The sequence below is a fragment of the Pseudomonas sp. PARCl1 genome, assembly GCF_947311875.1.
In the GTDB taxonomy this organism is placed as follows: Bacteria; Pseudomonadota; Gammaproteobacteria; order Pseudomonadales; family Pseudomonadaceae; genus Aquipseudomonas; species Aquipseudomonas juntendi.
This window is the reverse complement of record NZ_CAMZMX010000005.1, coordinates 124,986-148,698: the sequence shown is the minus strand read 5'-3', so window position 1 is coordinate 148,698 and position 23,713 is coordinate 124,986. Positions and strand designations below refer to the sequence as shown.

Genomic DNA, 23,713 nt, shown 5'->3' with positions numbered 1-23,713 from the left:
TTGCGATCTCATTCGTCCTAGTAAGTGAGGCAACCACATTTCGGGTTCGTCCACGAAAAGGAGCATTCACATGTACAACCCGCAACCCTCATTACTGGCTGGGCGCGCCCCAGGCAAGGCGCCCAAGGGACAGGGCGCATTTGCTGACGAGCGCACCGGCAACGAGCAGATCCGCGAATTGCTGCGCACCTTCGGCCTGCGCACCAGCCTGATCCGCCTGAAGGTGATCGACGCCCTGCACGCCGCCGACCGCAATGGCCGCAGCATTGGCGTGCGTGGCGTGCACGCGCAACTGGAGCAACTGGATATTCCGCTGTCGTTCCTCAGCGTGCGCGAAGTGCTCAAGCGCCTGTGCAGCGAGGGGGTGATCCAGCTGGGCAGCGACAAGTGCTACAGCCTTGCCCCCCAGGCGCGCGCCATACTGGAACAAGCGCCCGCGCGCTGAGCGCCTGGCCGGCCAGGCTTGGCCGGCCCGCGCAGGTCAGGGCTTGACCTTGCGCCGCAGGATGCCATTGATCACCACCACCACCACGGCAATGGCGATGGCCAGCATCTGGAACGTCTGTTCACTGATAGTCCCCTGCTTCTGCAGGTGGGACAGGCCCAGCATCAGGCCCAGTACGACCAGTATGATCAGAAGTGAATATTTGAGGCGCTGCACGTGTGTCATCGAAGGTTCCTTGCAACATCAGGGGCAAATGGCTCGCAATGAGCCGCGGCAATGATACAACGGTCACCGGCCCCGGCGCTGCATTTCCTGCTGGGTCAGGCGGTGACAGCCTGAAAGCATGAAACCTCCAAGCACCCATGCCGGAGGCACCGTGTACAAACCCTTGCTCCTCACTTCGCTGTTTTTCTCCCCCGTCTACGTTCACGCACTGGATACCCAGCAGGTACCCGCCGAGCACCTGCTGGAGCTGGGCCGCGAGCTCGCGACCCACGCCGGCACCAGCCAGTGGCAGCAACTGTGGCAACGGGTACGCCAGGCCGGCTACCTGGGCGGGGACAACAGGCCGCTGAACTTCACCGTGCCCACCACCCGCCTCCCCCACCTGGCCCAGGAAACCCTGGCCCAGGCCGACCAGGTGCAAGCCGTACGCCAGACCCAGGCCCTGTACCGGCGCAGCTTTGACGGGCAGGTGATCGGCCAGCGCGATGGGCAGCCCCTGTACACCCTGTGCCTGCTGGTGGATTGGCGAACGTTGCCTGCAAGCATGCGAACGGCGCCCCAAGCCTACCTGCACAGCGCCAGCTTGCTGAGCAGTTTCCCCTGCGACTAAGGGTTCAGCACCCTTTCGTTGAGAACGGCAGTGAGCGAGCGAGAAATCACCCTATGCAGCCTATCAGCAACGCCATTTCCTACATGCGCGGATATTGCTGCCTGCAAAACCTGTTCACCGAAGCTACAGCCGCCAACCCATATGCCGCCTAGCGACACGCCTCGGCTGTCGCACAGAATTTGCTCACACCCTCCGACATAACGCCACGGGTGATCGGGTCGCAAATCCCTTATCCCGAAGGAGCGCCATATGCAAACGCCAGACTTGAGCCAGATCGATATCAGCCAATTGCCCCACTCGTTGCAGGCACTGATCACCTGCATCGGCATCGACAACGCCTACCAGCTGACCTGCGCGTTCGGCGGCAGGCCCAAATACATCCCCAAACACCGCGAGCGCACCAAGCTCGCCGACGTCCTCCCGCCCGAAGCGCTCGATGCGCTGATCAAGCGCTTTGCCGGGGTAGCCCTGGAGATCCCCAAGGCGGACCACTTCCTGCGCCAACTGCGTAACCAGCAAATCCAGAAAGAAAGCGCCAATGGCCTGTCCCGCAGCCTGCTGGCCAACAAGTACGGCCTGAGCCTGCGCCAAATCGGCAACATCCGCCGCCAGGAGGCGTGCGCCCGCTGAACCCCCTGCCGCCCAGAGCACCCTCGGCGGCCCCAACCCACTAGAAAGAGCATCCCACTATGTCGATAGACAACAGCCTCATTGGCTCGGTCATCAATGCCCTGCCCATGGATCGCATGATCGCCGGCCCCCTGCAAGCCATGGTCCAGGCGCAGGTTACCGCGAGTAAATCGTACGCCGACTTCCTGATGCAGGTCTGCATCCAGAACGGCAAGGCCGTAGCCATCCAGTTCGACTATGACGAAACCATCGTCGACGAACAGGGCGAATACAAAGGTGTGGTCAGCAAGACCATGAAGGTGCCGCTGCTGGCGGCCATCACCCACCCGAACATTACCATCGAGGAGGGTAATGTCGAGTTCGAGCTGGTCATCAACCAGATGTCGGAGGACGTGACCAGCAAGGACATGAACGCCACCGCCAGCGGCTCGATCGGCTGGGGGCCGTTCAAGCTCAACGTCAGGGGCAGCGTCAGCCACAAATCCACGCAAACCCGCAAGACCGATACCCGCGCCCGTTATGCATTCAATACCACACTCAAACGCCAGGAGCCGCCGGAAGCGGTCATGCGCTTGATCGAGTTCCTCACCGACGCTGCGACCAAACCTACGGTGGTCAAAAACGCCGCCCTGGAAAGCCCCGACCAGATCTCGCAGCGCGATACCCTCAAGAACCCGGCAGCCGACACACCGGGGCTCAAGGTGGAAAACGACAAAGCACCCGGCGCTGCAAACAAACCCACGGACAAAGCTGACAAAAAAGGTTGAACCAAACCTTGATGTTTTTCGCTCACTTCCGCCTGGCCCCTTGATGAGCAACAAGGGGCCATTCTGGCCTGAGGAACCCACGCAATGGACAAGGCCCCCGCGCCCATGACTTCAATCGACCTGCGCGAGATCACTCGCGGCCTGCAAGAAGCCGCCAGTGCCACCAACAGCCTGATCGCGCAGCAGTACATCAACCTGTTCGACCAGTTCTTCGAGTGTGACAGCGAAGCGTTGGGCGCCCCCATGAAAGCCAAGATGGTGGAAGTGGCCATGGACGGCCAGCACATCATGCGTGTACCGCTGTTCGCCCTGGTGTCGCCCAAAGGCCTGGCGCTGGAGCGCATGCAGGTTGACCTGTCGGTGCGTGTCAAAGGCACCGAGGCACAGCCGGCATTACTGCCTACCAGCGAGAACAAGGCCGCCAGCTTCAAGGTCACCATCGGTGGCCAGGGTCGCCAAGGCGACAGCCGAGACCCTGACGAAGTGCAGATCCGCATGCAGTTCCAGGCCAGTGAGCCGCCTGAAGCGCTGAACCGGCTGATCGAGGAGTACACCAGCCTGATCACCCCGGTACGCGCCCCCACCCCGCCACCCTCACCCGACAGCAATGAGTTCATCGACGCGGCCACCGTCCGTTGACGGCGCCGCCGCGTTCAACCTAGAAGTCGCGCTTGTAGAAGATATCCAGGGAGCTGGCCAAACCGCTGGCCGCCTCCAGGTAGACCTTCTTGCTCAACTTGTAACGCAAAGCGATGGTGTTCGCTGGCTCGAACACCCCTACCCCGTAACGAAGGCTCAGCTTCTCGGTGAGGTTGCCACTGGCGACCACGCTGGTGGTATTGCCCGAGCCTTCGGTATCCAGCTGGAAGTCGTCGATGCCCAGGCTGGAGGCCAGGCTACCGGTGATACCGGCGCTGCCTGCCAGGCCGAGGCCCAGTGCCGCTTCGGCGAGCATGTTGTTGTCCTCGCCGGAGGTGCCCAATGGCCGCCCCAGCACCAGATAGGACAAGGCCTGCTCCTGGCTCATGGCCGGCTCCGAAAACACCTGGCTGGTCGGCTGTTCGGCACTGCCACTCAAGCGAATACCGGCAATCACATCGTCTACCTTGCGGATGGCTTCGATGTCCAGGTAAGGCTGGTCGATCGGCCCGGCGAACAGCAAGCGCGCGCGGCGGATGGTCAGGCGCTGGCCGTAGGCGCGGTAGCGACCGTCTGCCAGGCTCAATTCACCGCGGGTGTCGAGGTTGTCACCGATGTGCACATGGCCAAGCAGGTTGGCGGTAAGGCCAAAGCCGGTGAACGACAGCTTGTCCTGGCCCACTTCGACGTCAATGTCCATGGCCATCGCCATGGGTGGCTTGCCCTCATCGGTCTGGCGGCCAACGATGACGGTATCGTCCGAGACCTTGACGGTAGAGGGCGGTAATTCGCGCACGGTGATCTTGCCTTTGGGCACCAGCACTTTGCCGGTGACCGCCAGTTTGTCGTCGATCAGGCGCAAGGTCAGGTCCGGGGCGACCTCCAGCGTGGCATAGGGCTCCACCGTGATCGGCAGTTGCTGGCCTTGCAAGCGCACGTCCATGCCCAGCGCCTGGCCCCAGGTGAGGTTGCCGCTCAACTGCCCGCGCCCTGCTTCGCCACTGCGCCAATTGCCTTCCAGGCGCACCTGCTCACCGGCGATCTGCGCCTGCACAGACAGTGCCTGCAGGCTGGCTGGCAGCTCCGCGCCGCTGACTTCGCCGCCGCTGAGCGCCAGGTTGCCGTTGACCTGCGGTGCCAGCAAGGTACCCGAGAGCTGGCCGCTGCCATTGAGCTGGCCGGCCAACCGCTCGACCATCGGCACGAAGGGCCGGGCCACCGAGAGGTCCAGGCCCGCCAGGCGGAAATCACCCGACAGCGGCTTGTTCTTGCCCAGCGGGTCTAGCCGGGTGTTGACGTTCAGCTCACCCAGCCGCTCGCCACGGAATACCAGGCGCGTGTCGATACGCCGCGGTGCCAGGGTACTGTCCAGGCGCAGGGCCTGATACGGGAAGTCGATCCAGCGGCCTTTGTCGTGCACGCGCAGGGTGCCGCCACTGGCATCGACCACCACGCTACCCTTGGGGCCACTGGCCGGTATATCCAGGCTGATGTCGGCGTTGAGCAGCCCCTGCCAGGCGAAGTCCTTGGGCAGCCACTGCGCCAGGCTGCCCAGCGGGAACTGCTTGAGGTGGTAGCGCAAGCGCGGCTCCGGCGCCAGGCGTTGGTCATCGCCACACAGGCTGGCCTGGCCAGAGCGCCAGCAGTGGGCACCGAAATCGAGCTGGCCGTTGGCCAGCCGCTGCAACCGCGCCGGGGCCTGCAACTGCCAGTCCTGGCCACCGGCCTGGACTCGCCCGCTGGCCAGTCGCCCGCGCCAGTCGCCCTTGCTCAACTGGCCATCCAGCCCCAGGTCAAGCTTGAGCTGCGGGCCGTTCAGGGCCAGGTTCAGGGCCTGCTGGCGAATGTCACCCTTGCCGCTGGCCTGCAGCGTGCCCAGTGCCGTGTCACCCAGCTGAATGCCGGTGGCCTTGAGCTCGACCACCCCACGCTGGGCGCTGTCGAGCTTGGCATCCAGGTTCAGTTGTTGCAGGCGGTTCTCAGCCTGTGCCAGGCGCTGGCCCTGCAACGTCAGGGTGCCTTGGGGCGCCTGCAGCGTGCCGGCGACATCCACGCGCCCCTTGACCTGGCCTTGCAGCCGGGGCCACAGCTGGCCCAGGCGGGGCAAGTCGAGGTCGATGCGCCCGGCCAGGCGCTGCTGCAGGCTGCCACTGCCATTGATCCGGTTGTCCCCCAGCTGGATCGCCAGCGCACCCAGTGTCCAGCGCTGCCCGGCCCCTTGTGCCTCGGCCTTGAACACAGCCGGCTGGCCGCGCAAGCGGCCCTTGAGGTCAAGCTGGGCATCCAGGCTCAGCACGTCATCCTTCAGCTCGCCTTTGGTACGCAATGGCCCCGCCAGGGTGCCAGGCAGCTCGGCCAGCCAGTAGGCCGGGTCGAGTGCAGACAGTTGCAAGTCGACATCCCACGCCAGGGTATCGGCAAAGCGCACTGCAACACTGCCGGCAGCCTTGCCCTGGCCGGCGGTGAGCGCAAGTTGTGGCAGCCTGACCTGATCCAGGTCGCCTTCGAAAGGGCTGGCCAGGGTGAACGCCCCCGCCGGGCCGTCAAGATCACCGGCAAAGGTCCCCTGATACTTGCCATCACGGTAATGCACACGGGTATTGAAGCGTTTGAGGGTAACCTGTGGCGGCGTTTCCAGCGGATACAGGCGCAGCCAGGGAAAATCCTGCCAGTCCAGCTGAGCATCGGCGGTTAGGCCTTGCTGCCAGTCTGCCGTGGCTTGCAGCTTGACGCGCTGGGTGTCGCTGGCGGTAAGGTCGAGGGCATCGAGCCTGGCCCCCTTGCTGTCGACCAGGCCGGACAACGCCAGGGCGATCGGCGATTGTTCTGCGGGCAGGTTGGCGGTACCCGACAGCTGGTAGCCCTTGAGCAGGTCGCCCTTGGCTGCCAGGTCGAGCTGGTTCAACTGCAAGGTGTCAGGCAAGGAAGCGGTCGGCTTGAACGCTTCGGAACGGATCTGCAGCGTCGCAGGCAGGTGCTCGGCCAGGGCCTGCAGCGTGCCACTCAACGTGGCGTCCAGGTAGCCGCTGCTGGCTCCCGTGAGGTTCAAGGTCTTTTGCAGTTCACCCTCGGCGTTCAGCGCCAGCTGCCAGGGTTTGCCCCCTACAGCCGGCAGCTGCAGTTGCGCCTGCAGCGTTGTCGGCCAGTCGCCTTCGGGCTGGATATGGCCTTGCAGGTTCAGCAGCAGGTCGTCGCGCTGCAGGTGCAGGCTGTCGATCTGCATCCCGCCGCGGGTCCAGTGCGCTGCAAGCTGCAGGTCGCCCAGCAGGTCACTGCCGTCCAGGCGCAGTTGCCCCACCTTCACCTCGCCCAGTTCGATGGCCACCGGCAGGCGCAGTGCCGGCAATTGCAGGGGGCCGCTGTCGGCCGGCTCGGTGCTTGGGGCAAAGGCCATGTCGATGCGCTGGGCCTGCAAGCGGTCGATGCACAAGGTGGCGCGCAGCAGGCAGGCAGGCGACCAGGCCAACTGCGGGGCCTGCAGCTCGACCTTGCTGCCGGCGTCGGCCCAGCTTAACCGGCTTGCTTGCCAGCTGCCCCCCAGGCGGCCCTGGAAGTCGGTGACCTGCAAACCGGGAACCTTGCCCAGCGCCCAGCGGCTGCCGGCCTCGGTACCCAGCAGCAAGCCGAGGGCCAGGCCCAGGCCCGCCAGCAGTCCAGCCAGGCCCAACAGGGTATATCTGATTACGCGTTTCACAACTCGGGCCCCATGGAAAAGTGCAGGCGAATGCCACCGTCGTCATCCAGCGCTTTGGCCAGGTCCAGGCGCAGCGGCCCCACTGGCGACACCCAGCGCACACCAAAACCGACCCCAGTTTTCAGGCTGGGCAATTCCAGGTCGTTGAACGAGTTGCCTTGGTCGACGAATGTGGCAAGCCGCCACTTCTCGGTCAGCGAGTACTGGTACTCGACACTGCCGGCCACCAGGTAACGCCCGCCAATACGATCACCGTCGCTGTTTTCGGGCGACAGGGTCTGGTAGTCGTAACCGCGCACGCTCTGGTCGCCACCGGCGAAGAAGCGCAGCGACGGCGGGATATTGTTCTTGAAACCGTTGGTCGCGCTGCCGCCGAACTGCACGCGGCCAAGCAAGCGGTGGTTGTTGCCCAGGGTGGTCAGGCCCTTGAGCAGCACGTTGCCGTGCAGCAGGTTGGTGTCCGACACCAGCCCTTCCTTGGCCACCTGCACATCGAATTGCAGGCGGTAGCCATTGTGCGGGTCGATGCGGTTGTCACTGCGCAGGAACGAGTAGCTAACGCCGGGCATCAGCAGGTTGCTCAACCCGCTGTCGTCGCCCAGGCGGTACTCTTCGCGTTGGTATTTCAGCGAGATGACCCGTTGCCAACCGCTGGGCAGCTTGCTGTGCCACTCGGGGCCCACCGTCAGCAGCTTGCTGAGGGTGTCGGTACCGGCCAGTTCTTCATTCTGATAGCCGCCGGCAAAGCGCAATTTGTCGGTCAACGGCGGATCGAGGGGAATGTCGTACCACAACCCCACGTTCTGCCGCGGCGCCGACAGCTCGGTTTCCCAGCCATAGCTGTGGCCTTGCGGGTTGACCCAGTGGCGGGTCCAGTTGGCCTTGCCGCGCGGCCCGACGTCGGTGGAGTAACCCAGGCCCAGCCCCATGGTGCGGGGTTTGCGGGTTTCCAGGCGCACGTCCACCGGTATGTCTTCACCCACCGCGGCGGTGGGCGCCGCATCCACCCGTACCCCTTCGAAATAACCGCTCGACTGCAGGTCGTTGTTCAGTTCGGCGATCAGCTCCGAGTCGTACGGGGTACCTGGCTTGAACGGCACCATGCGCTGCAGCAGGTCCTCGTCCAGCGGCGTGTCGCCGCCAAAGGTGACTGCGCCAAGGCGGTAGCGCGGGCCACTCTGGTAGACCAGTTCGATATCGGCCACCCCGGCCTGCGGGTCCACCGCCAGGCGCTGGCGGCTGAAGCGCCCGCTGAAGAAGCCGTAACGCGACGCCTGGTTCTGGATCAGGCGCTTGGCATCCTCGTAGGTACCGTGGTTGAGCTGTTCACCCGGGCGCAACGCCCGGCTGTCGGGTACCCGAAAGGCCTTCATGTCACTGGCCGGGCCCTCGATGCGCACCGTGACGTTGCGCAGCCGAATCGGCTCCCCCGGGTTGATGCTGAGGATCAACTGCGGGGAATGGTCGGCATCGCTGGCAGGCTTGACCTCGCTGTCGATCTGCGCCTGATAGTAGCCAAGTGCCTGCGCGGCTTTGCGCGCCTGCTCCTCTGCACCACGACTGAAGCGCAACAGTGCTTCTTCATCGCGGTCACCCAGTGAGCCTATATAGCCTTCGACATTGGCCTTGAGCGCCTTGTTGGCCGGTTTCACCTGCACCAGCAACTCGCTCTGGCCCCATGCTGCAAAACTGGCGGCCCAGATAACCAAGCCCCAGGTCAATCTTCCTGAATACGTCATGCGGCGAATGCTACCAGACCCGAACGCTCAAGGGAGCCGCCTTGCGGCCTGTTCAGGCCAAAGCGGATGTCGAAGCCACCGGGTTGGGATGAAAGAATACCCGTTCCCGGATCGGCCCTATGGCCACCTCACCAATTTCCTCGTACCCCTGGCGCTGGTAAAACGCCAGATAGTGCTCATTGCCCGTGTCCAGCACCACGCCTTGGGTGCCCGGGTCTTCGGCGCACCAGTCATGCACAGCTTGTAACAATTGTTCGCCGTACTGCTTGCCTTGAAACTGCGGGTGCACCCCCAGCAGTGGCAGCACATGCACCTGATCACTGGGCAGGCAGGTCGACAAAGCGGCCTGGTAGTCCATGTAGCGCCGCGTGCAGCGCAGGCCGGTGCCGAGCATCATGCGCAGGCGCCAGGCCCAACTGTCCGCCACACCCAAGCGGCGCAGCGGCGGCACGATCAGGGCCACGGCCACCAGGCGATCGTCCACCAGCAAGCCGATCGCAGGCAGTTGCAGGTAGAAGTGCTGGCGTACCCATTCACGCACCATCACCCGCAGGCGCCGTTCATAGCCTGGGCGCTGGGCTTCGAAGATATAGGCAAAAGTGGGTTCGTGCCGGTAGGCGTTGTACAGCAGGGAACGTACCTCGCGGCTGTAACCATCATCGAGCAGGCAGACACGGGCCGGAGCGGCTGTGGTTTCGGGCATTGCGGGCAGACCTCCTGGAATGGGCGTTCAGAGCCTTGGAGGTTGCGCTCCGCGCTTCGTTCCACCCTTACAGCACGTTAGCAGCAGGCCTTTGGCCCCGCCACGCTGGTGATCGCCGGCGATGTCCGCTAGCATCGCGCCTTTTACCGGGATTGTCTTTCCATGAAGATCGTCTGTTTCAACATCAACGGCCTGCGAGCCCGCCCGCACCAGCTGGCAGCGCTGATCGAAAAGCACCAACCAGACGTGATCGGCCTGCAGGAAACCAAGGTCAGCGACGAGCAGTTCCCGTTGGCCGACGTACAGGCGCTGGGTTACCACGTGCACTACCACGGGCAGAAGGGCCACTACGGCGTCGCCCTGCTCTCGCGCCAGGCGCCGCTCAGCCTGCACAAAGGCTTTGCCGGCGATGAAGAAGACGCCCAGCGCCGCTTTATCTGGGGCACCTTCGCCGACGCCCAGGGCAACCCGATCACCATCATGAACGGCTACTTCCCCCAAGGCGAAAGCCGCGACCACCCCACCAAGTTTCCGGCCAAGCAGCGCTTCTACAGCGACCTGCAGGCACTGCTGGAAAGCCAGTTCCGCAACGACCAGCCAGTGCTGGTGATGGGCGACATGAACATCTCGCCGCAGGACTGCGACATCGGCATTGGCCCGGACAATGCCAAGCGCTGGCTGAAGACCGGCAAGTGCAGTTTCCTCCCGGAAGAGCGCGAATGGATGGAGCGCTTGAAAGGCTGGGGCCTGGTAGACAGTTTCCGCCACCTGTACCCGGACGTGAACGACCGTTTCAGCTGGTTCGATTACCGCAGCCGCGGCTTTGAAGACGAGCCCAAGCGCGGCCTGCGCATCGACCTGATCATGGCCTCGCACGCGCTGGTGCCGCGGATCAGGACAGCAGGCGTGGATTATGAACTGCGCGGGATGGAAAAGCCGTCCGATCATGCACCGATCTGGCTTGAGTTGAGCTGACCGTGTGAGCGCAACATGCCTGCCGGGGCGGCTCGATCGCGACACAAGGCCGCGCCGGCAAAGCCTGGGTTACAAGCCCAGGCGCAGCACCTCGCCTACCCCCGCCCCACGCACATCGTCCGCCGCGCTGACCAAGGCAAAGTTGTACGCCCCATGCGACCAGTACCGCGCCTCCAGCTGGCCATCGACCCGTTGCCCGTTCGGCATGCGCCGAAAGCCTTCGCTGGGTGAACGCATGAACAGGCTGATACGCTGGCCATTGCCGTCCTCGAACACCAACAAGGCTGCGGGCCCTTGCTCGTTGCTGAGCAACCGCGCCCCCACCGGCCTGAAGCCATAGCCCGCCAGGTCTGGCAACTGCCCGACACGGTTGAAGTGCCGGCCCAGCCAATCGCGCAACTGGGCCGGGTCGCTGGCCTGAATATCCAGCGCCTGGCTGGCGGCGAACAACTTGTGCGCCTGCACAGCATCGGCCATCGGCAGCTCGGCATTGGCCAGGGTGGCATCGCGGGCCTGCCAGCCGCCCAAGCCCCCTACACCCAGGGCCAGCACCATGGCCGCTGCCGCCGCCCAGCGCCGCTGCCGGCGTTGGCGCAGTTGCCGCCGCAGCTGGCCCAGCTCAAGCGCGGGGGCACCGGCTGGCTCGCCAAGCCCGGCCAGCGCCGTGCGCAGCCGCCGGGCATCGGTGCGCCAGCCTTCCACACGTGCCGCCGCCTGCGGGTTGGCCGCCAGCCAGGCTTGCACCTCGGCGCGCCGCGCCCGCTCCAGGCGCTCGTCGACGTAAGCGTGCAGTTCATCTTCGGTGGGGATAAGGCGCGTCATTTCAATCTCCGCAAGGCCGGTGGCTGGGGTGAGCCTTCGGTCAGTTCACGCAAGGCATTGCGCGCCCGCGAAAGGCGCGACATTACCGTGCCGATAGGAATGCCCAAGGCCTGGGCGGCCTCCTTGTAGCTCAGGCCCTCGACGCTGACCAGCAGCAGCAAGGCACGCTGCTCGGCACTCAGCCGGGAAAACGCTTGCAAGTCGGCCTGGGCCAGGATGATCGCTTCAAGGTTGTCACCAACGGGTTCGTCATCGCGCTCGGCACGGCCGAACCAGGACAGCCAGCGCGCATGCAGGCGCTCGCGGCGTTTACCGTCCAGGTACAAGCGATAAAGGATGGTGAACAGCCAGGCACGCAGCGCCTGCGCGTCGCGTTGCTGGTCTCGTCGGCTCAGCGCGCGCTCGACGGTAGCCTGCACCAGGTCGTCGGCGCTGCCCGGTTCACGGGTCAGCCATACGGCAAAGCGGCGCAAGCGGGCGAGCAGTTCGCGCCACTGCTGGTTGTCCAGGTCGTGCATGGTCAGGTCCGGCCTATGGGGCAGTCAGTGTAAGGGGCAGACGCGTGCAGGCCTATTTTATTCCCCCGTGGGAATAAATAGCGCGCTACCCCGTCGTACTCGCACCTTCACTGAACCGGACGCACACCATGAACTCACCTTTGCACGGCCCGGCCAAGGCCCTGCGCCTGGCCGCCATCGGCGCCGTGATGCTGGCCGCAGGTGCCGGCTTCGCGTATGCCGCTGGCTGGCTGGGCCAACCGCAGTTGACCCCGCAACGCATCATCGACACCTTCGAAGCCCAAGCCGGGCACTACCCCGGCTACCGCAAGAACCACGCCAAGGGGCTTTGCGTCAGTGGTTACTTCCAGCCCAGCGGCCAGGCAGCCAGCCTGTCCACGGCACGCGCATTCAGCCAGCCACGGGTGCCGGTCATTGGCCGTTTCGCCATCGGCGGGGCCAACCCGTTCGCCCCGGACACCAGCATACCGGTCCGCAGCCTGGCAATTGAGTTGAGCACCGATGACGGCCAGGTCTGGCGCACCGGCATGAACAACCCGCCGGTGCTTGCCGTCAGCAACCCCCAAGGGTTCTACGAACAGGTGCTGGCCAGCGCACCGGTCAAGGCCACCGGCAAACCCGACCCGGCCAAGCTGCAGGCGTTCTTCGCCGCACACCCGGAAAGCGCAGCGTTTCGTCAATGGGCGGCCAGTTACAAACCCAGTGACAGCTTCGCCAGCACGCAGTACCACAGCATCAATGCCTTCCGCCTGATCGACACAGCCGGCGCGGCCCACCCGGTACGCTGGCAGCTGGAGCCACAGGCGCCGTTCGCCGCGCTGCCTGGGCAGGTCGACGACAAGTTGTTCCTCCAGCACGACTTGCAGCAGCGCCTGGCCCAAGGCCCGTTGCGCTGGACCCTGCGCCTGGTGCTGGCGGAACCGGGCGATGCGGTGGATGACCCGGCCCGCCCCTGGCCTGCCGAGCGGCGCAGCGTGGACGCCGGCACCCTGGTGCTGGAGCAGGTCGATGGGCCCGAACAAGGGGCCTGCCGCGACATCAACTTCGACCCCCTGATCCTGCCGCAAGGTATCGAAGCCTCCAACGACCCGATCCTCGCCGCCCGTTCCGCCGCCTATTCGGAATCTTTCAACCGCCGCAGCCGTGAATCGCTCGGCACCGGAGCCCGCCCATGAAGCCCGAAGCCTTCCACCCCCTTGCCCGCGCGCTGCATTGGTTGATGGCCGTGCTGATCCTGGCCATGCTGTTCATCGGCGTGACCATGGTTGCCGACCTGTCGTTGCGCCACCCTGTACTGATCAGCCTGCACAAGGCCACCGGCCTGGCGTTGCTGGTGCTGGTCGTGCTGCGTATTGGCGTGCGCCTGGCCGTACCCCATCCGCCGCTGCCTGCAGACCTGCCAACCGTGCAGCGCTGGGCTGCCCGCACATCGCACCTGGCGCTTTATGGCCTGATGCTGGCGATGCCGCTGCTGGGCTGGGCCATGCTGTCCGCCGGCGACTACCCGCGCCCACTGGGCCTGCCCGCGATCGCGCCGCACAACCTGCAGCTGTATGCCGTGCTGCGCCAGGCCCATGGTTGGGCAGGCTACTTGCTGTTCGCCACCGTATTGGTGCATGTCGGTGCGGCGCTGATGCATGCCTGGGTGCGCCGCGACGGCGTGTTGCGTAGCATGTGGCCTGGCCCCCTGCGCCGCAATCAATGACCTGAGGCAGCCCAGGGCGGTCGACCTCCATCAATGACCGGCTGTCACCGGCCCTACTGCCCTGGAAACCCCATGACCCTCGCAAAGGATCCTGCAACGCTCAGCCCAGCCAGCACCCTCGATCTACGCCCGCTGCTGCTGGCCAACATGGCCTGTACGATGTCGATGATGGCCTTCGTCGCCTTGATCGGCCCGATCGCCCGCCAGTTGGGCATGGCCACCTGGCAAGCCGGCGCCGCCATTACCGTGGCCGGCGTGGTCTGGGTATTGCTGGCCCGCCCTTGGGGCCGCGCAGCTGACCGCCTTGGCCGTCGGCGCGTATTGCTGCTGGGTAGCGCGGGTTTCACCCTGGCCTACTGGCTGTTGTGCCTGTTTGTCGAAGGTGCACTGCGCTGGATGCCAGGTGCAACAATGGCCTTCATCGGCCTGATGGTCGCCCGCGGTTGCATCGGTGCCTTCTATGCCGCCATTCCGGTCGGCTGCAACGCCCTGATCGCCGACCATGTCGGGCCGCAGCAGCGGGCACGGGCCATGGCTTCGCTGGGGGCGGCCAACGCCGTGGGCCTGGTGGTCGGCCCAGCCCTGGCAGCCCTGCTGGCGCGGCATAGCCTGAGCCTGCCGTTTCTGGTCATGTCGCTACTCCCTGCCAGTGCCTTCGTGGTGCTGCTGTTGGCCCTGAAGCCACAGGCGCTTGCACACAGCCACGCACCCACCCCGGTCAGGCTCAACGACCCCCGCCTGCGCCGGCCGTTGCTGGTGGCATTCAGCGCCATGCTGAGTGTGACCGTGTCGCAGATCACCGTCGGCTTCTTCGCCCTTGACCGCCTGCACCTGGGGCCAGCCCAGGCCGCCCAGGCTGCCGGCATTGCCCTTACCACCGTGGGTGTGGCGCTGATGCTGGCCCAGGTCCTGCTGCGCCAGCTGCAGTGGCCACCGCTGAAGATGATCCGGGTCGGTGCCACGGTTTCGGCGCTGGGCTTTGCCAGCGGCGCGCTGGCGACCACGGCCCCTTGGCTATGGGCCTGCTACTTTGTGGCGGCGGCGGGCATGGGTTTTGTATTCCCGGCGTTTTCGGCCCTGGCCGCCAATGCCATGCAGGCCGGCGAGCAAGGCGCCACGGCCGGCTCCATAGGTGCAGCCCAGGGTATGGGCGCGGTCATCGGCCCGCTGGCCGGGACCTTGGTCTATGCCGTGGACCCGCGCTTGCCATTCCTGGCCGTGGCAACGCTGTTGTTGCTGGTCGGGCTGTGGCCAATCCCGCGTGAACAAAGGCGTTGAGAAGCACAGCGCGCAACGCGGCAGAGTATGTTTTAATGCGCATCGCTCGTTATTTTAAACACCTCTGATTACAAGGCGGCTATGGACACGGGGACGCGACTCAAACTGGTGCGGGAACGCAACAACCTCTCCCAACGGGAATTGGCCCGCCGTAGCGGGCTGACCAACTCGACGATCTCGCAGATCGAACAGAACCGCGTGAGCCCTTCGGTCAGCTCCTTGAAAAAGCTCCTCGAAGGCATTCCCATGAGCCTGGCGGAGTTTTTCAGCTTCGACGAGCCGGTACGTGAAGAGCGCTATGTGTTCCGCGGCGGCGAACAGCCAGACCTGGGCCGTAACGGCCTGCGTATGCTATTGGTCGGTGCCAGTGTCGAAGGCCGGCAGATGCGCATGTTGCGTGAGCTGTACGCGCCGGGCGCAGACTCCGGCGAACCGATCGTGCATGCCGAAGGCGAAGAATGCGGGCTGGTCACGCGGGGGACTGTGGAGCTGTGGGTCGACGGCCAGGTCAGCGTGCTCAACTCGGGTGATGGCTACTACATCCCCACCACCCTGCCGCACAGCTTCAAGAACATCGGCCCGGACGAGGCCGAGATCATCAGCGCCAATACCCCGGCGAACTTCTGACGGCATGAACAGCCGGGTGGTCTATCAACGCCTGCGTGACGCAGCGCTCGGTATCCATACCCTGTCGATAGCCCAGCGCCATGACCACGCCCTGGTGGACGTGATCATCGACGGCTGGCAACTGACCCTCGCGCTGGACAGCGAGGGCCTTGCCCAGTGCATCCACTGCACGGCCCCGTGCGGGGCGCAGGCGGGGCTCGATGCCTGGCAACGGTATGGCAGCAACCCCTGCGATCTGCTCAGCCAGTGGGAACGCACTCAGCTGGAAAGGCTGCTCGCCCCCTGCTGCAGCGCTGCCTCGACGAAGTCCAGGCGGTCCTGACCGAAGAACATGTCTTCGCCGACAAAGCACGTCGGCGCACCAAATACCCCCCGCTGCACCGCAACCTCGGTCGCCTGCCGCAGTGCTGCCTTGATTTCGTCATCTGCTGCCAGTGCGTGAAACGCGTGTGGGTCAAAGCCGCCTTCAGCCAGGGTGGCGTCCAGTACCGCCACATCGCTCAGGGTGCGCTGCTGGGCAAACAAACCCTTGAACAACACCGCCAGCAGCCCCTCGAAACGCTCCGGCGCGCGTAATTGCGTACCCATGACGCCTCGCATCAAGTGCAGCGTATTGACCGGAAAACCCGGCGGCAGCCCAAACAGCACCCCGTAGCGGGCGGCAAAGCGCGCCAGGTCGGTGAACATATAGCGCCCTTTGGCGGGGATCATCGCTGGCGAAGCGTTGCCCGTGGCCTGGAATACGCCGCCCAGGAGCATTGGCCGGTAGTGCAGCGTTGCGCCGTGGCGGGCGCATAGCGCCGGCAGCTGGGTCCAGGCCAGGTAACTGGCTGGGCTACCCAGGTCAAAGTAGAAATCGACGTGCTTGTGCATGGTCATGTCCTTGCAGGGAAAAGGGTTTACCAGCCTTCCATCCAGGGCCGCAGGTCCAGCTCGAAGGTCCAGGCGTCGCGGGGCTGGGCGTGCAGGAACCAATAGCTGTCGGCGATGTGTGCAGGGTTCAGGATGCCACCCTCACCCTTGAGGGCGTAGCGCTCGGGGAAGCTGTCGCGAATGAAGGCAGTGTCGATGGCCCCGTCCACCACCACATGGGCGACATGAATATTGCGCGGCCCCAACTCGCGGGCCATGCTCTGGGCCAATGCACGCAAGCCATGCTTGGCGCCGGCGAAGGCGGCAAAACCGGCCGCACCACGGGTTGCGGCGGTGGCGCCAGTGAACAGCAGCGTGCCGCGCTCGCGCCGGACCATGCGCCGCGCTACCGCCTGGGCAGTCAGAAAGCCGGCGAAGCAAGCCATTTCCCAGATCTTGAAATACTTGCGTGGGGTTTCGTCCAGAATGCTGCATGGCACATTGGCGCCGATATTGAACACAAAGGCTTCGATCGGGCCGATATCGCGCTCGATGGTTTCGACCAGTTCCGCCACGTCGTCTTCCTTGCGCGCATCGGAGCCGAACCCGTAGGCCTGGCCACCGGCAGCGCGTATTTCTTCCAGCAACGGCTGCAGCTTGTCAGCCTGGCGCCGGGTGACACAGGCGATATAGCCCTCGCGGGCAAAACGCTTGGCAATCTCGCCGCCGGTGGCATCCCCCGCACCAATCACCAGCACGACCTTTTGTTGTTCCGACATGGCTGCACCCATTGATGAATGATCGTTTAGTAAACGAACGCTATGCTACTATGCCGGCTTTCGTCAAGCCGTCTTGCAGAGGCACGCCCATGCGCTACCCAAACGAACACAAGCAGCAAACCCGTGAACGCTTGCTCGCCAGCAGCGGTGCGCTGGCCAAGCGCGGGGGCTTTGCCAGCACGGGCGTTGCCGGCTTGATGAAAGCCATTGGCCTGACCGGGGGGGCGTTCTACAACCACTTTCCGTCCAAGGATGACCTGTTCACCGAGGTGGTCCGGCAGGAACTCTGCAACAGCCCACTCGCCCGGCTGGCCAACCAAGGTGCCAGCCGCGAGCGCCTGGCCCGCTGCCTGCAGCAATACCTTAGCCTGGCGCACCTGCACAACGCCGAGCAGGGTTGCCCGTTGCCGCCGCTAGGGGTGGAGATAGCCCGCGCTGACACGCCTGTGCGGGAAGTGGCCGAGCACTGGTTAGTGCAGCTGCACCAGGCCTGGAGCGCCACCCTGGAGGATGAGCAGTTGGCCTGGGTATTGATCAGTCAGTGCGTGGGCGCGCTGCTGGTTGGCCGCATGCTGGTCAGCGAAAGCGTGCAAGGCCAGGTGCTTGGCGCCAGCCGCGCGTTTGTCGAACGCGCGCTGGAGGGCGACTGATCACGAGTTGGCTGGGGGTTGGCGGGGGCCCGCCGCAGCACGTTCAGCGCCTGCCAGAGCCTCTGGCAAACCTTGCTCACGGCTGGCATAACGCTGCGCCAGCACCGCGCACACCATCAACTGGATCTGGTGGAACAGCATCAGCGGCAGGATCATCGCGCCAATGCCACTGCCCACGAACAGCACCTGCGCCATGGGTACACCGGTGGCCAGGCTTTTCTTCGAGCCGGCGAACAGGATGGTGATACGGTCCTCGAGGTCGAAGCCCAGCGCCTTGCCCAACAAGCGGGTAGCGAACAACACCACCGCCAGCAGAATGCCGCATACCGCGAACAACCCCGCCAGGTGCTGCGACGAAACCGTGTGCCACAGGCCGGTCACCACTGCCTCGCTGAAGGCGGTATACACCACCAGCAGAATCGACCCCTGGTCGACCACCTTGAGCCAGCGGGCATTGCGCTTTACCCAGGCGCCAATCCAGCGCCGCGCGATCTGCCCGGCCACGAATGGCACCAGCAGTTGCAAGGTGATCTTGAGGACCGCATCCAGGCCGGAGCCAGTATCGCCACTGGCGCCCAGCAACATCACCACCAGCAATGGGGTGAGGAAGATACCCAGCAGGCTGGACGCCGCCGCACTGCAGATGGCCGCCGGCACATTGCCGCGGGCCAGCGAAGTGAAGGCGATGGCCGACTGCACGGTTGCGGGCAAGGCGCACAGGTACAGCACACCCAGGTACAGCTCAGTGCCTACAAGTGGCACGAACAGCGGCTTGAACGCCAACCCCAGCAGCGGGAACAGCACGAACGTGCAGGAGAACACCAGCAGGTGCAGGCGCCAATGCCCGGCGCCTGCGATGATCGCCTCACGCGACAGCTTGGCACCGTGCAGGAAGAACAGCAGGCCGATGGCGAGGTTGGTCAGCCAGCCGAAGTACACCGCGCCGTCGCCCGAACAAGGCAATACGGTGGCAATGCAGACCACCCCGAGCAAGGCCAGGGTGAAATTGTCGAACAGCATGCGCAAATACTTCATCACGGCTCCCGTCTTGTCATTGTGCAAGGGCAGACGATAAGGTTTCCGGCTTTTCAGCGCTAACGCCGGAACCCCCTGGGGTATCGCTCAACGGACACCATGCACACAAGGAATCGCTCATGCCGCGCTTGCGCAAGGCTTTGATTGCCACCACCATCACGCTTGCCTTGGGCCATACCACCGCCCAGGCTCACGACCCGTTGCAGGCCAAGGTCGACCAGGTCGTCCGCCCGCTGATGCAGGAGCAAGGCATCAGCGGCATGGCGGTGGCCATTTATGCCCACGGCCATGCGCACTATTTCAGTTACGGCGTGGCCAGCAAGGCCGACAACGTGCCGGTAAGCCGCGACACGCTGTTCGAAATCGGCTCGTTGAGCAAGACCTATACCGCCACCTTGGCCGCGCTGGCCAGCGCGCAGGGCAAGCTGGACCTGTCGGCGCCGGCCAAGCGTTACCACCCGGCGTTGGCAGGCGCCCCTATTGGCGAGGCGTCCGTTCGCGACCTCGGTGCCTACAGCGCGGACTGCCTGCCGCTGCAGTTCCCGGATGACGTCCAGACGCCGCAGCAGGTCGTCGATTTCTTCCGGCACTGGCAACCACGCGCCAAACCCGGCACCCAGCGCTGCTACTCCAACCCTAGCCTGGGCCTGTTCGGCGACCTGGCCGCCCGCGCACAACAGCAATCGTTTTCGACACTGATGAGCGAAGGGCTGTTGGCACCGATGGGCCTGCGCGCCACCTATCTGCAGGTGCCCGCCAGCGCCCAGGGCCTGTACGCACAAGGTTACGATGCCGCCGACAAGCCGGTACGCGTCGGCCCCGGCCCCTATGCCGACGAAGCCTACGGGATCAAGACCAGCGCCCGCGACCTGCTGCGCTACGTGCGCCTGCACCTGCAACCTCAGGGCCTGCCACCGGCGCTGCAGCAAGCCTTGAGCATTACCCGCCAAGGCTACTTTCAGGTCGGCGCCATGACCCAGGGCCTGGGTTGGGAGCGCTACCCCTCCCCGGTCGCACTGGACACGCTGGTCGATGGCAACAGCCCAAGGCTGATCCGTGAACCACAGCCAGTCACGCGCTTGCAGCCAGCCCAGCCGGCGCTGCCTGCGGCCTGGTACAACAAGACCGGCTCCACCAATGGCTTTGGTGCCTACGCTGCGTTCGTGCCCGCCGAACAGCTGGCGGTGGTGTTGCTGGCCAACCGCAATTACCCCAATGAGGCCCGGGTCCGTGCCGCCTTTGCGATCCTTTCCGGCCTGTAGAAAGGCCGCGGATTGTCGAACAAATCGGCACTTTGTAGTGAAAAAAAATATTCACTACAAAATGGTTGACGCCGTTCATCGCCCTTGTGCATGATGAAGCCGTCCCCCTGATCGGGGGCGGTGGCAAGGGTATTCCAGACGGTCTGCGCGGTAACGCGGGCCGTTCGTGGAGCGGGAAACTGTCCAAAAGGCAGCGTGAGAAAGCCCCTGTTGCGATGCTGCTGTAGCAGCGTTGGTAGTGCGCTACACCGTGGTAGCGCCAACTGTGAAAATCACCTACGAATGGGTAATGGGGGCTTTATGATGAACTTGAACAACAATCCGACCATCGACCAATTGGCCCAGCTGTTCGCCGGCCGCAAAGACAGCCTCGACGACCACCTGCTGTGGGTCAGCCAAACCGGTGAAGTGCGCCTCGATCGCCTGCCACCGAATACCGTCGAAGCTGAATTTGAAGAGCACCTGCCCAGCATGCGTGCCCGCTTTAAGGTCTACCGTCGTGGCCAAGGCTACGTTGGCAAGAAGGCCGCCGCCGACACCGAGTTCGTTGGCCGTGTGCTGCAGACCCTGCAACAGGAATGGCCCGCTGCCCGTGAGCAGCAGGCAGTCAAGGTGATCGAACCGCTCAATTGAGGTTGCCACCGTTAGCAAAGCCCGGCCTGAACAGGCCGGGCTTTTTCATGCCTGGCGCCGCTGGCGGCGGGCGGGCGGCAACGGCAGTGCCCCTGTCGCCATGGCCCTGGCGCGGTCGACACCCCAAACCATGGCACGGGTCATGGTCTCGCCCGGCCGCGCGGGGTAGTACTCCTCCACCAGCGCCCGCCCATCCCCGGCATACAACCCCAGGAACAATTGCGTTGCGCCCAGGCGCGACAAGCGCACCTGCACGTCCAGTGTGGTGCCATCGCTGAGCGCTTCGTCGTGGCTGCGGCTGTGTAGTTGGGCGTCCGCCCAGTGCCAATAAGTCTCTTCCCTGACGCGCATGAGCATCCAGTCCTCCGTTGCTCGAATGTGGCGTCAGCAAAGCACAGGCTTGGCGATCCGGCGAGTGTTACCCAATCATTTCATGAGGCGGGTCAACGAATGGCCATAAAAAGTCCGCCGTCGGGCAGCGCGGGGTTACTTCTTCAGCGGCACCCGTGGCATGAAGCGGCCCTTTTTGCTGCGCTGCAGATGGGCAGGCTGAAGCTGCTCGGAATCATCCAGGGTCATGTGGGCGAACCCAAGCCGGAATGCCGCCTGGCCGCAACGCACCTGGCTGTTGATCGGAAACGCATCGTTAAGGTCTTCGAAAAAAGATTCGCTCATGCCCTGTCTCCCTCAGCGGCAACGCGCCGGCAACCAGAAAAGTTGCCAAGTGACGCGGCCTGTAAAAGTGAGACTAGTCGGTCATTTACAGACCAGCCGGGCAAACCCCAGGCAGCCGACCAGTGGCAAACCGGCCTTCAGCGCAGGCGCACTGCGGTGCCGGTGACAAACACGACGACCATGCCGCCTTGTACCGAAGGCATGCTGATCTCGTAATCCACACCGACTACCGCGTCGGCTCGCAACTGCTGGGCGCGCGCCTTCAGCTCTTCGGTGGCCTGCTCGCGGGCCTCGCGCAGTGCGCTTTCCAGGGTCTGCGAGCGACCACCCAGCACGTCGCGAACACGGGTAAAAAAATCGCGGACGAAATTGATGCCCTGGACCGATTCGGCGCTGACCACGCCGAGGTATTCGGCAATCGGGCGGCCTTCAAGTTGACTGGTAGTGGAAATGATCATGCAAACGCTCCGTTGGCCTGGTCTCGAACAATGAGGCCGAGTCTAACAGAGCCGCACCTGAGCAACCGGCAATGGGGCCTTACCACCCGGTCAACGCTTCAGCCGTCACCCCCACCCCACTACCCTCCTGTCAGGCGCTGGCCGCACGCAAGCGCTGGCCGATCCGCGCGCCGAATACGTTCACCAGCAGCCCGGCCATCACCAACACGGCGCCCCAGCCCTGAATTGCGGTCAGCCGTTCGCCCAGCAGCAATGCCGACGAACTCAAGCCGATCACCGGCACCAGCAGCGAAAAAGGCGCGACCTTACCGGCCGGGTGGCGGGACAACAGCTTGCTCCACAGGCTGTAGCCGATCATGGTGGCGACAAAAGCCAGGTATGCCAGCGCCAGCACCGAGCTGAGGCTGATGTTGGCAAGCGCATGGCCAATACGCTCTGGGCCTTCCAGCCACCAGGACAACGCCAGGAACGGCAACGGCGGGATCAACCCACCCCAGATCACCAGCGCCACCAGGTCAACCGAGCCAAAGCGCCGGGTAATGATGTTGCCCAGCCCCCACATGGCCCCGCCACACAATGTCAGCAGCAGCGCCACCATCGGCACGTGGCCACCGTCTTCGCTGCCGATCAGGGCCAGGCCACTGGCCGCCACCAGTAGCCCCAGCACACTGGCCAGGCGCAGCCGTTCACCGAGGAACAGCGCGGCGAAGCCGAGCGTGAAGAATGCCTGCGATTGCAGAATCAGCGAAGCCAGCCCTGGTGGCATGCCGCTGTACATGGCCTGGAAGAGAAAGGCGAACTGGCCCAGAGAAATGGTTGCGCCGTAGGCGATGAGCCAGCGCCAGGGCAATTTGGGGCGCCTGACCAGCAACACCGCGGGAAACGCCACCAGCAAAAAGCGCAGTGCCCCCAACAGCATCGGCGGCAAGCCGTCGAGGCCAACCTTGATGACTACAAAGTTGACTCCCCAGGCAACAATCACCACCAGGGCGATGAGCAGGTCCTTGAGCGGCACGGCAGCTTCCTTCTTCAGGCGTTCTAGACATATTTCGTTACAGCATAAGGCTATAACTCTGAAGAGGACCAGCACAGTTGTGGCCTAGGGTGGCGCAACAGTCCGACTGTTGCGTCAACCTGTAACGTTGATGCATAACGCAGAAAACCCGCGAACACTGCGTATTCGCGGGTTTCCAGTGCCCTTGAGCAGGGCACGATCAGCAGCGCGGACTTGCCGGCACCTGAGCCTTGCAAGCCTTATCGCTGTGCATCAAGCCGCTGCAAACAGCTCATTGGCGATCTGCGCCTGTGCGGCGTCAAGCGCCTGTGTACGCTGCTCCGGGCCGTAGGCCAAGCCGTGAGCGCGGACGATTTCCAGGTCGGTGACACCAATGAAGCCCAGGAACACCTTGAGGAAGTCTTCATGCCCAGCACCCGTTGGCTGGCCAGCGTGCAGGCCACCCGCGGTGGAAACCAGCACTACCTTCTTGTTACCGCAAAGCCCCTCGGGGCCCGCCTCGGTGTAGCGGAAGGTCTTGCCGGCCACGGCAACGCGGTCGATCCAGGCCTTGAGCTGGGTCGGCACGCTGAAGTTGTACATCGGCGCGCCTATCACCACGGCGTCGGCGGCCAGGAATTCCTCCAGGGTCTCGGCACTGAGCTTGGCCTCGAATGCCTGGGCGGCGTCGCGTACGTCTTCCGGGGTGCCAGCGGCTACCAGCGTGGCAGCAGAGAAGTGTGCAATGGCATCGGCAGCCAGGTCGCGGTACACCACTTCAACGCTCGGGTCTGCGGCTTTCCAGGCTTCGACCACCTCGCGGCTCAACTGGCGGGATGCGGAATTGTCACCCAGGATGCTCGAATCGATGTGCAACAGTTTCATGGGACTCTCCTGTGAATGAAGACCGCATCACTTGGCGATCACGATGGGTAGAATCCTACCGGAGTGATTAATGACTGATAAGCCGCAGAAAATGCGTTAGTTTGTCTCATAAG

Annotated in this window: 28 protein-coding genes; 14 read left to right on the top strand and 14 right to left on the bottom strand. The window is 64.3% G+C overall.

The window, feature by feature from the left end; genetic code table 11:
- Positions 1-70 precede the first annotated feature (70 nt).
- Positions 71-445, top strand: coding sequence for a hypothetical protein (locus tag QME24_RS04915; protein WP_054904395.1), 375 nt, complete (start codon positions 71-73; stop codon positions 443-445).
- A 36-nt stretch (positions 446-481) separates the two neighbouring features.
- On the opposite strand, the gene QME24_RS04910 is transcribed toward QME24_RS04915, so the two are convergent.
- The gene (locus QME24_RS04910) at positions 482-670 is read right to left on the bottom strand and encodes a hypothetical protein (protein WP_003248064.1); all 189 of its coding nucleotides are present in this window, start codon (positions 668-670) and stop codon (positions 482-484) included.
- Positions 671-821: 151 nt separating this feature from the next.
- Between QME24_RS04910 and QME24_RS04905 the strand changes: the two genes are divergently transcribed.
- The 4 genes from QME24_RS04905 to QME24_RS04890 all read left to right on the top strand — a co-directional run bounded on the left by QME24_RS04905 (position 822) and on the right by QME24_RS04890 (position 3,316).
- Positions 822-1,280: a hypothetical protein gene (locus QME24_RS04905; protein WP_192439984.1), complete on the top strand. Its 459-nt coding sequence runs from the start codon at positions 822-824 to the stop codon at positions 1,278-1,280.
- Positions 1,281-1,529: 249 nt separating this feature from the next.
- A complete protein-coding gene (locus QME24_RS04900) occupies positions 1,530-1,910 on the top strand; it encodes a Mor transcription activator family protein (RefSeq protein WP_029884845.1) in 381 nt (126 codons plus the stop codon).
- A gap of 59 nt (positions 1,911-1,969) precedes the next feature.
- Positions 1,970-2,677 carry a DUF2589 domain-containing protein gene (locus QME24_RS04895; RefSeq protein WP_054904393.1) on the top strand — a complete coding sequence of 236 codons (708 nt, stop codon included), beginning with the start codon at positions 1,970-1,972 and terminating at the stop codon, positions 2,675-2,677.
- Positions 2,678-2,761: 84 nt separating this feature from the next.
- Positions 2,762-3,316: a DUF2589 domain-containing protein gene (locus tag QME24_RS04890; protein ID WP_009682168.1), complete on the top strand. Its 555-nt coding sequence runs from the start codon at positions 2,762-2,764 to the stop codon at positions 3,314-3,316.
- 19 nt (positions 3,317-3,335) lie between these two features.
- Here the strand turns inward: QME24_RS04890 and QME24_RS04885 are convergent, their stop codons facing one another.
- The 3 genes from QME24_RS04885 to QME24_RS04875 are packed head-to-tail and all read right to left on the bottom strand — an operon-like array spanning position 3,336 to position 9,452.
- Positions 3,336-7,010, bottom strand: coding sequence for a translocation/assembly module TamB domain-containing protein (locus QME24_RS04885; protein ID WP_280091521.1), 3,675 nt, complete (start codon positions 7,008-7,010; stop codon positions 3,336-3,338).
- Complete coding sequence (locus QME24_RS04880; protein WP_280091520.1) at positions 7,007-8,749, bottom strand: autotransporter assembly complex family protein; 1,743 nt, start codon at positions 8,747-8,749, stop codon at positions 7,007-7,009. The genes QME24_RS04885 and QME24_RS04880 overlap by 4 nt, the downstream gene beginning before the upstream one ends.
- Positions 8,750-8,801: 52 nt before the next feature.
- Positions 8,802-9,452 (bottom strand): GNAT family N-acetyltransferase, encoded by a 651-nt coding sequence (locus QME24_RS04875; protein ID WP_009682173.1) that lies wholly within the window; start codon positions 9,450-9,452, stop codon positions 8,802-8,804.
- Between the two features lie 162 nt (positions 9,453-9,614).
- Between QME24_RS04875 and xthA the strand changes: the two genes are divergently transcribed.
- Positions 9,615-10,427: an exodeoxyribonuclease III gene (gene xthA / locus QME24_RS04870; protein ID WP_054904390.1), complete on the top strand. Its 813-nt coding sequence runs from the start codon at positions 9,615-9,617 to the stop codon at positions 10,425-10,427.
- A 69-nt stretch (positions 10,428-10,496) separates the two neighbouring features.
- Here xthA and QME24_RS04865 read toward each other — a convergent pair whose 3' ends face one another.
- A complete protein-coding gene (locus QME24_RS04865) occupies positions 10,497-11,249 on the bottom strand; it encodes an anti-sigma factor (protein WP_192439981.1) in 753 nt (250 codons plus the stop codon).
- The gene (locus tag QME24_RS04860; protein WP_009685428.1) at positions 11,246-11,767 is read right to left on the bottom strand and encodes a sigma-70 family RNA polymerase sigma factor; all 522 of its coding nucleotides are present in this window, start codon (positions 11,765-11,767) and stop codon (positions 11,246-11,248) included. Before QME24_RS04860 ends, QME24_RS04865 begins: the two co-directional genes overlap by 4 nt.
- Before the next feature lie 128 nt (positions 11,768-11,895).
- Here QME24_RS04860 and QME24_RS04855 point away from each other — a divergent pair, with 128 nt between their 5' ends.
- The 5 genes from QME24_RS04855 (at position 11,896) to QME24_RS04835 (ending at position 15,699) form a co-directional block, all read left to right on the top strand.
- Positions 11,896-12,942: a catalase family peroxidase gene (locus tag QME24_RS04855; protein ID WP_192439980.1), complete on the top strand. Its 1,047-nt coding sequence runs from the start codon at positions 11,896-11,898 to the stop codon at positions 12,940-12,942.
- Positions 12,939-13,472 (top strand): cytochrome b, encoded by a 534-nt coding sequence (locus QME24_RS04850; protein ID WP_192439979.1) that lies wholly within the window; start codon positions 12,939-12,941, stop codon positions 13,470-13,472. The genes QME24_RS04855 and QME24_RS04850 overlap by 4 nt, the downstream gene beginning before the upstream one ends.
- Positions 13,473-13,544: 72 nt before the next feature.
- Positions 13,545-14,750, top strand: coding sequence for an MFS transporter (locus QME24_RS04845; protein ID WP_054904386.1), 1,206 nt, complete (start codon positions 13,545-13,547; stop codon positions 14,748-14,750).
- Positions 14,751-14,831: 81 nt separating this feature from the next.
- Positions 14,832-15,377 carry a cupin domain-containing protein gene (locus QME24_RS04840; protein WP_003248033.1) on the top strand — a complete coding sequence of 182 codons (546 nt, stop codon included), beginning with the start codon at positions 14,832-14,834 and terminating at the stop codon, positions 15,375-15,377.
- Positions 15,378-15,381: 4 nt separating this feature from the next.
- Positions 15,382-15,699, top strand: a complete 318-nt coding sequence (locus QME24_RS04835; protein ID WP_154211170.1) for a hypothetical protein — start codon at positions 15,382-15,384, stop codon at positions 15,697-15,699.
- On the opposite strand, the gene QME24_RS04830 is transcribed toward QME24_RS04835, so the two are convergent.
- Both QME24_RS04830 and QME24_RS04825 read right to left on the bottom strand, forming a co-directional pair.
- Positions 15,636-16,250, bottom strand: coding sequence for a 2-hydroxychromene-2-carboxylate isomerase (locus QME24_RS04830; protein ID WP_280091519.1), 615 nt, complete (start codon positions 16,248-16,250; stop codon positions 15,636-15,638). The two genes, QME24_RS04835 and QME24_RS04830, sit on opposite strands and share 64 nt — an antisense overlap.
- A gap of 26 nt (positions 16,251-16,276) precedes the next feature.
- Positions 16,277-17,008, bottom strand: coding sequence for an SDR family NAD(P)-dependent oxidoreductase (locus QME24_RS04825; RefSeq protein ID WP_029884833.1), 732 nt, complete (start codon positions 17,006-17,008; stop codon positions 16,277-16,279).
- 89 nt (positions 17,009-17,097) lie between these two features.
- On the opposite strand from QME24_RS04825, the gene QME24_RS04820 reads away from it, so the two are divergent.
- Complete coding sequence (locus QME24_RS04820) at positions 17,098-17,658, top strand: TetR/AcrR family transcriptional regulator (RefSeq protein WP_054904385.1); 561 nt, start codon at positions 17,098-17,100, stop codon at positions 17,656-17,658.
- Here the strand turns inward: QME24_RS04820 and QME24_RS04815 are convergent, their stop codons facing one another.
- Positions 17,659-18,693, bottom strand: coding sequence for a bile acid:sodium symporter family protein (locus QME24_RS04815; protein ID WP_280091518.1), 1,035 nt, complete (start codon positions 18,691-18,693; stop codon positions 17,659-17,661).
- 119 nt (positions 18,694-18,812) lie between these two features.
- Between QME24_RS04815 and ampC the strand changes: the two genes are divergently transcribed.
- On the top strand, positions 18,813-19,955 hold the full coding sequence (ampC, locus tag QME24_RS04810; protein ID WP_192439978.1) for a class C beta-lactamase: 1,143 nt from the start codon (positions 18,813-18,815) through the stop codon (positions 19,953-19,955).
- A gap of 300 nt (positions 19,956-20,255) precedes the next feature.
- Positions 20,256-20,588 carry a hypothetical protein gene (locus tag QME24_RS04805; RefSeq protein ID WP_029884829.1) on the top strand — a complete coding sequence of 111 codons (333 nt, stop codon included), beginning with the start codon at positions 20,256-20,258 and terminating at the stop codon, positions 20,586-20,588.
- A gap of 45 nt (positions 20,589-20,633) precedes the next feature.
- Here the strand turns inward: QME24_RS04805 and QME24_RS04800 are convergent, their stop codons facing one another.
- From QME24_RS04800 to QME24_RS04780, 5 genes are all read right to left on the bottom strand, one after another.
- The gene (locus tag QME24_RS04800; RefSeq protein WP_054904382.1) at positions 20,634-20,945 is read right to left on the bottom strand and encodes a hypothetical protein; all 312 of its coding nucleotides are present in this window, start codon (positions 20,943-20,945) and stop codon (positions 20,634-20,636) included.
- Between the two features lie 129 nt (positions 20,946-21,074).
- On the bottom strand, positions 21,075-21,263 hold the full coding sequence (locus QME24_RS04795) for a hypothetical protein (RefSeq protein ID WP_003253897.1): 189 nt from the start codon (positions 21,261-21,263) through the stop codon (positions 21,075-21,077).
- Between the two features lie 137 nt (positions 21,264-21,400).
- Positions 21,401-21,721: a YbjQ family protein gene (locus tag QME24_RS04790; RefSeq protein WP_009685439.1), complete on the bottom strand. Its 321-nt coding sequence runs from the start codon at positions 21,719-21,721 to the stop codon at positions 21,401-21,403.
- A 130-nt stretch (positions 21,722-21,851) separates the two neighbouring features.
- Positions 21,852-22,736, bottom strand: coding sequence for an EamA family transporter (locus QME24_RS04785; protein WP_054904381.1), 885 nt, complete (start codon positions 22,734-22,736; stop codon positions 21,852-21,854).
- Positions 22,737-22,988: 252 nt separating this feature from the next.
- A complete protein-coding gene (locus tag QME24_RS04780) occupies positions 22,989-23,600 on the bottom strand; it encodes an FMN-dependent NADH-azoreductase (protein ID WP_009685442.1) in 612 nt (203 codons plus the stop codon).
- Positions 23,601-23,713: the final 113 nt, after the last annotated feature.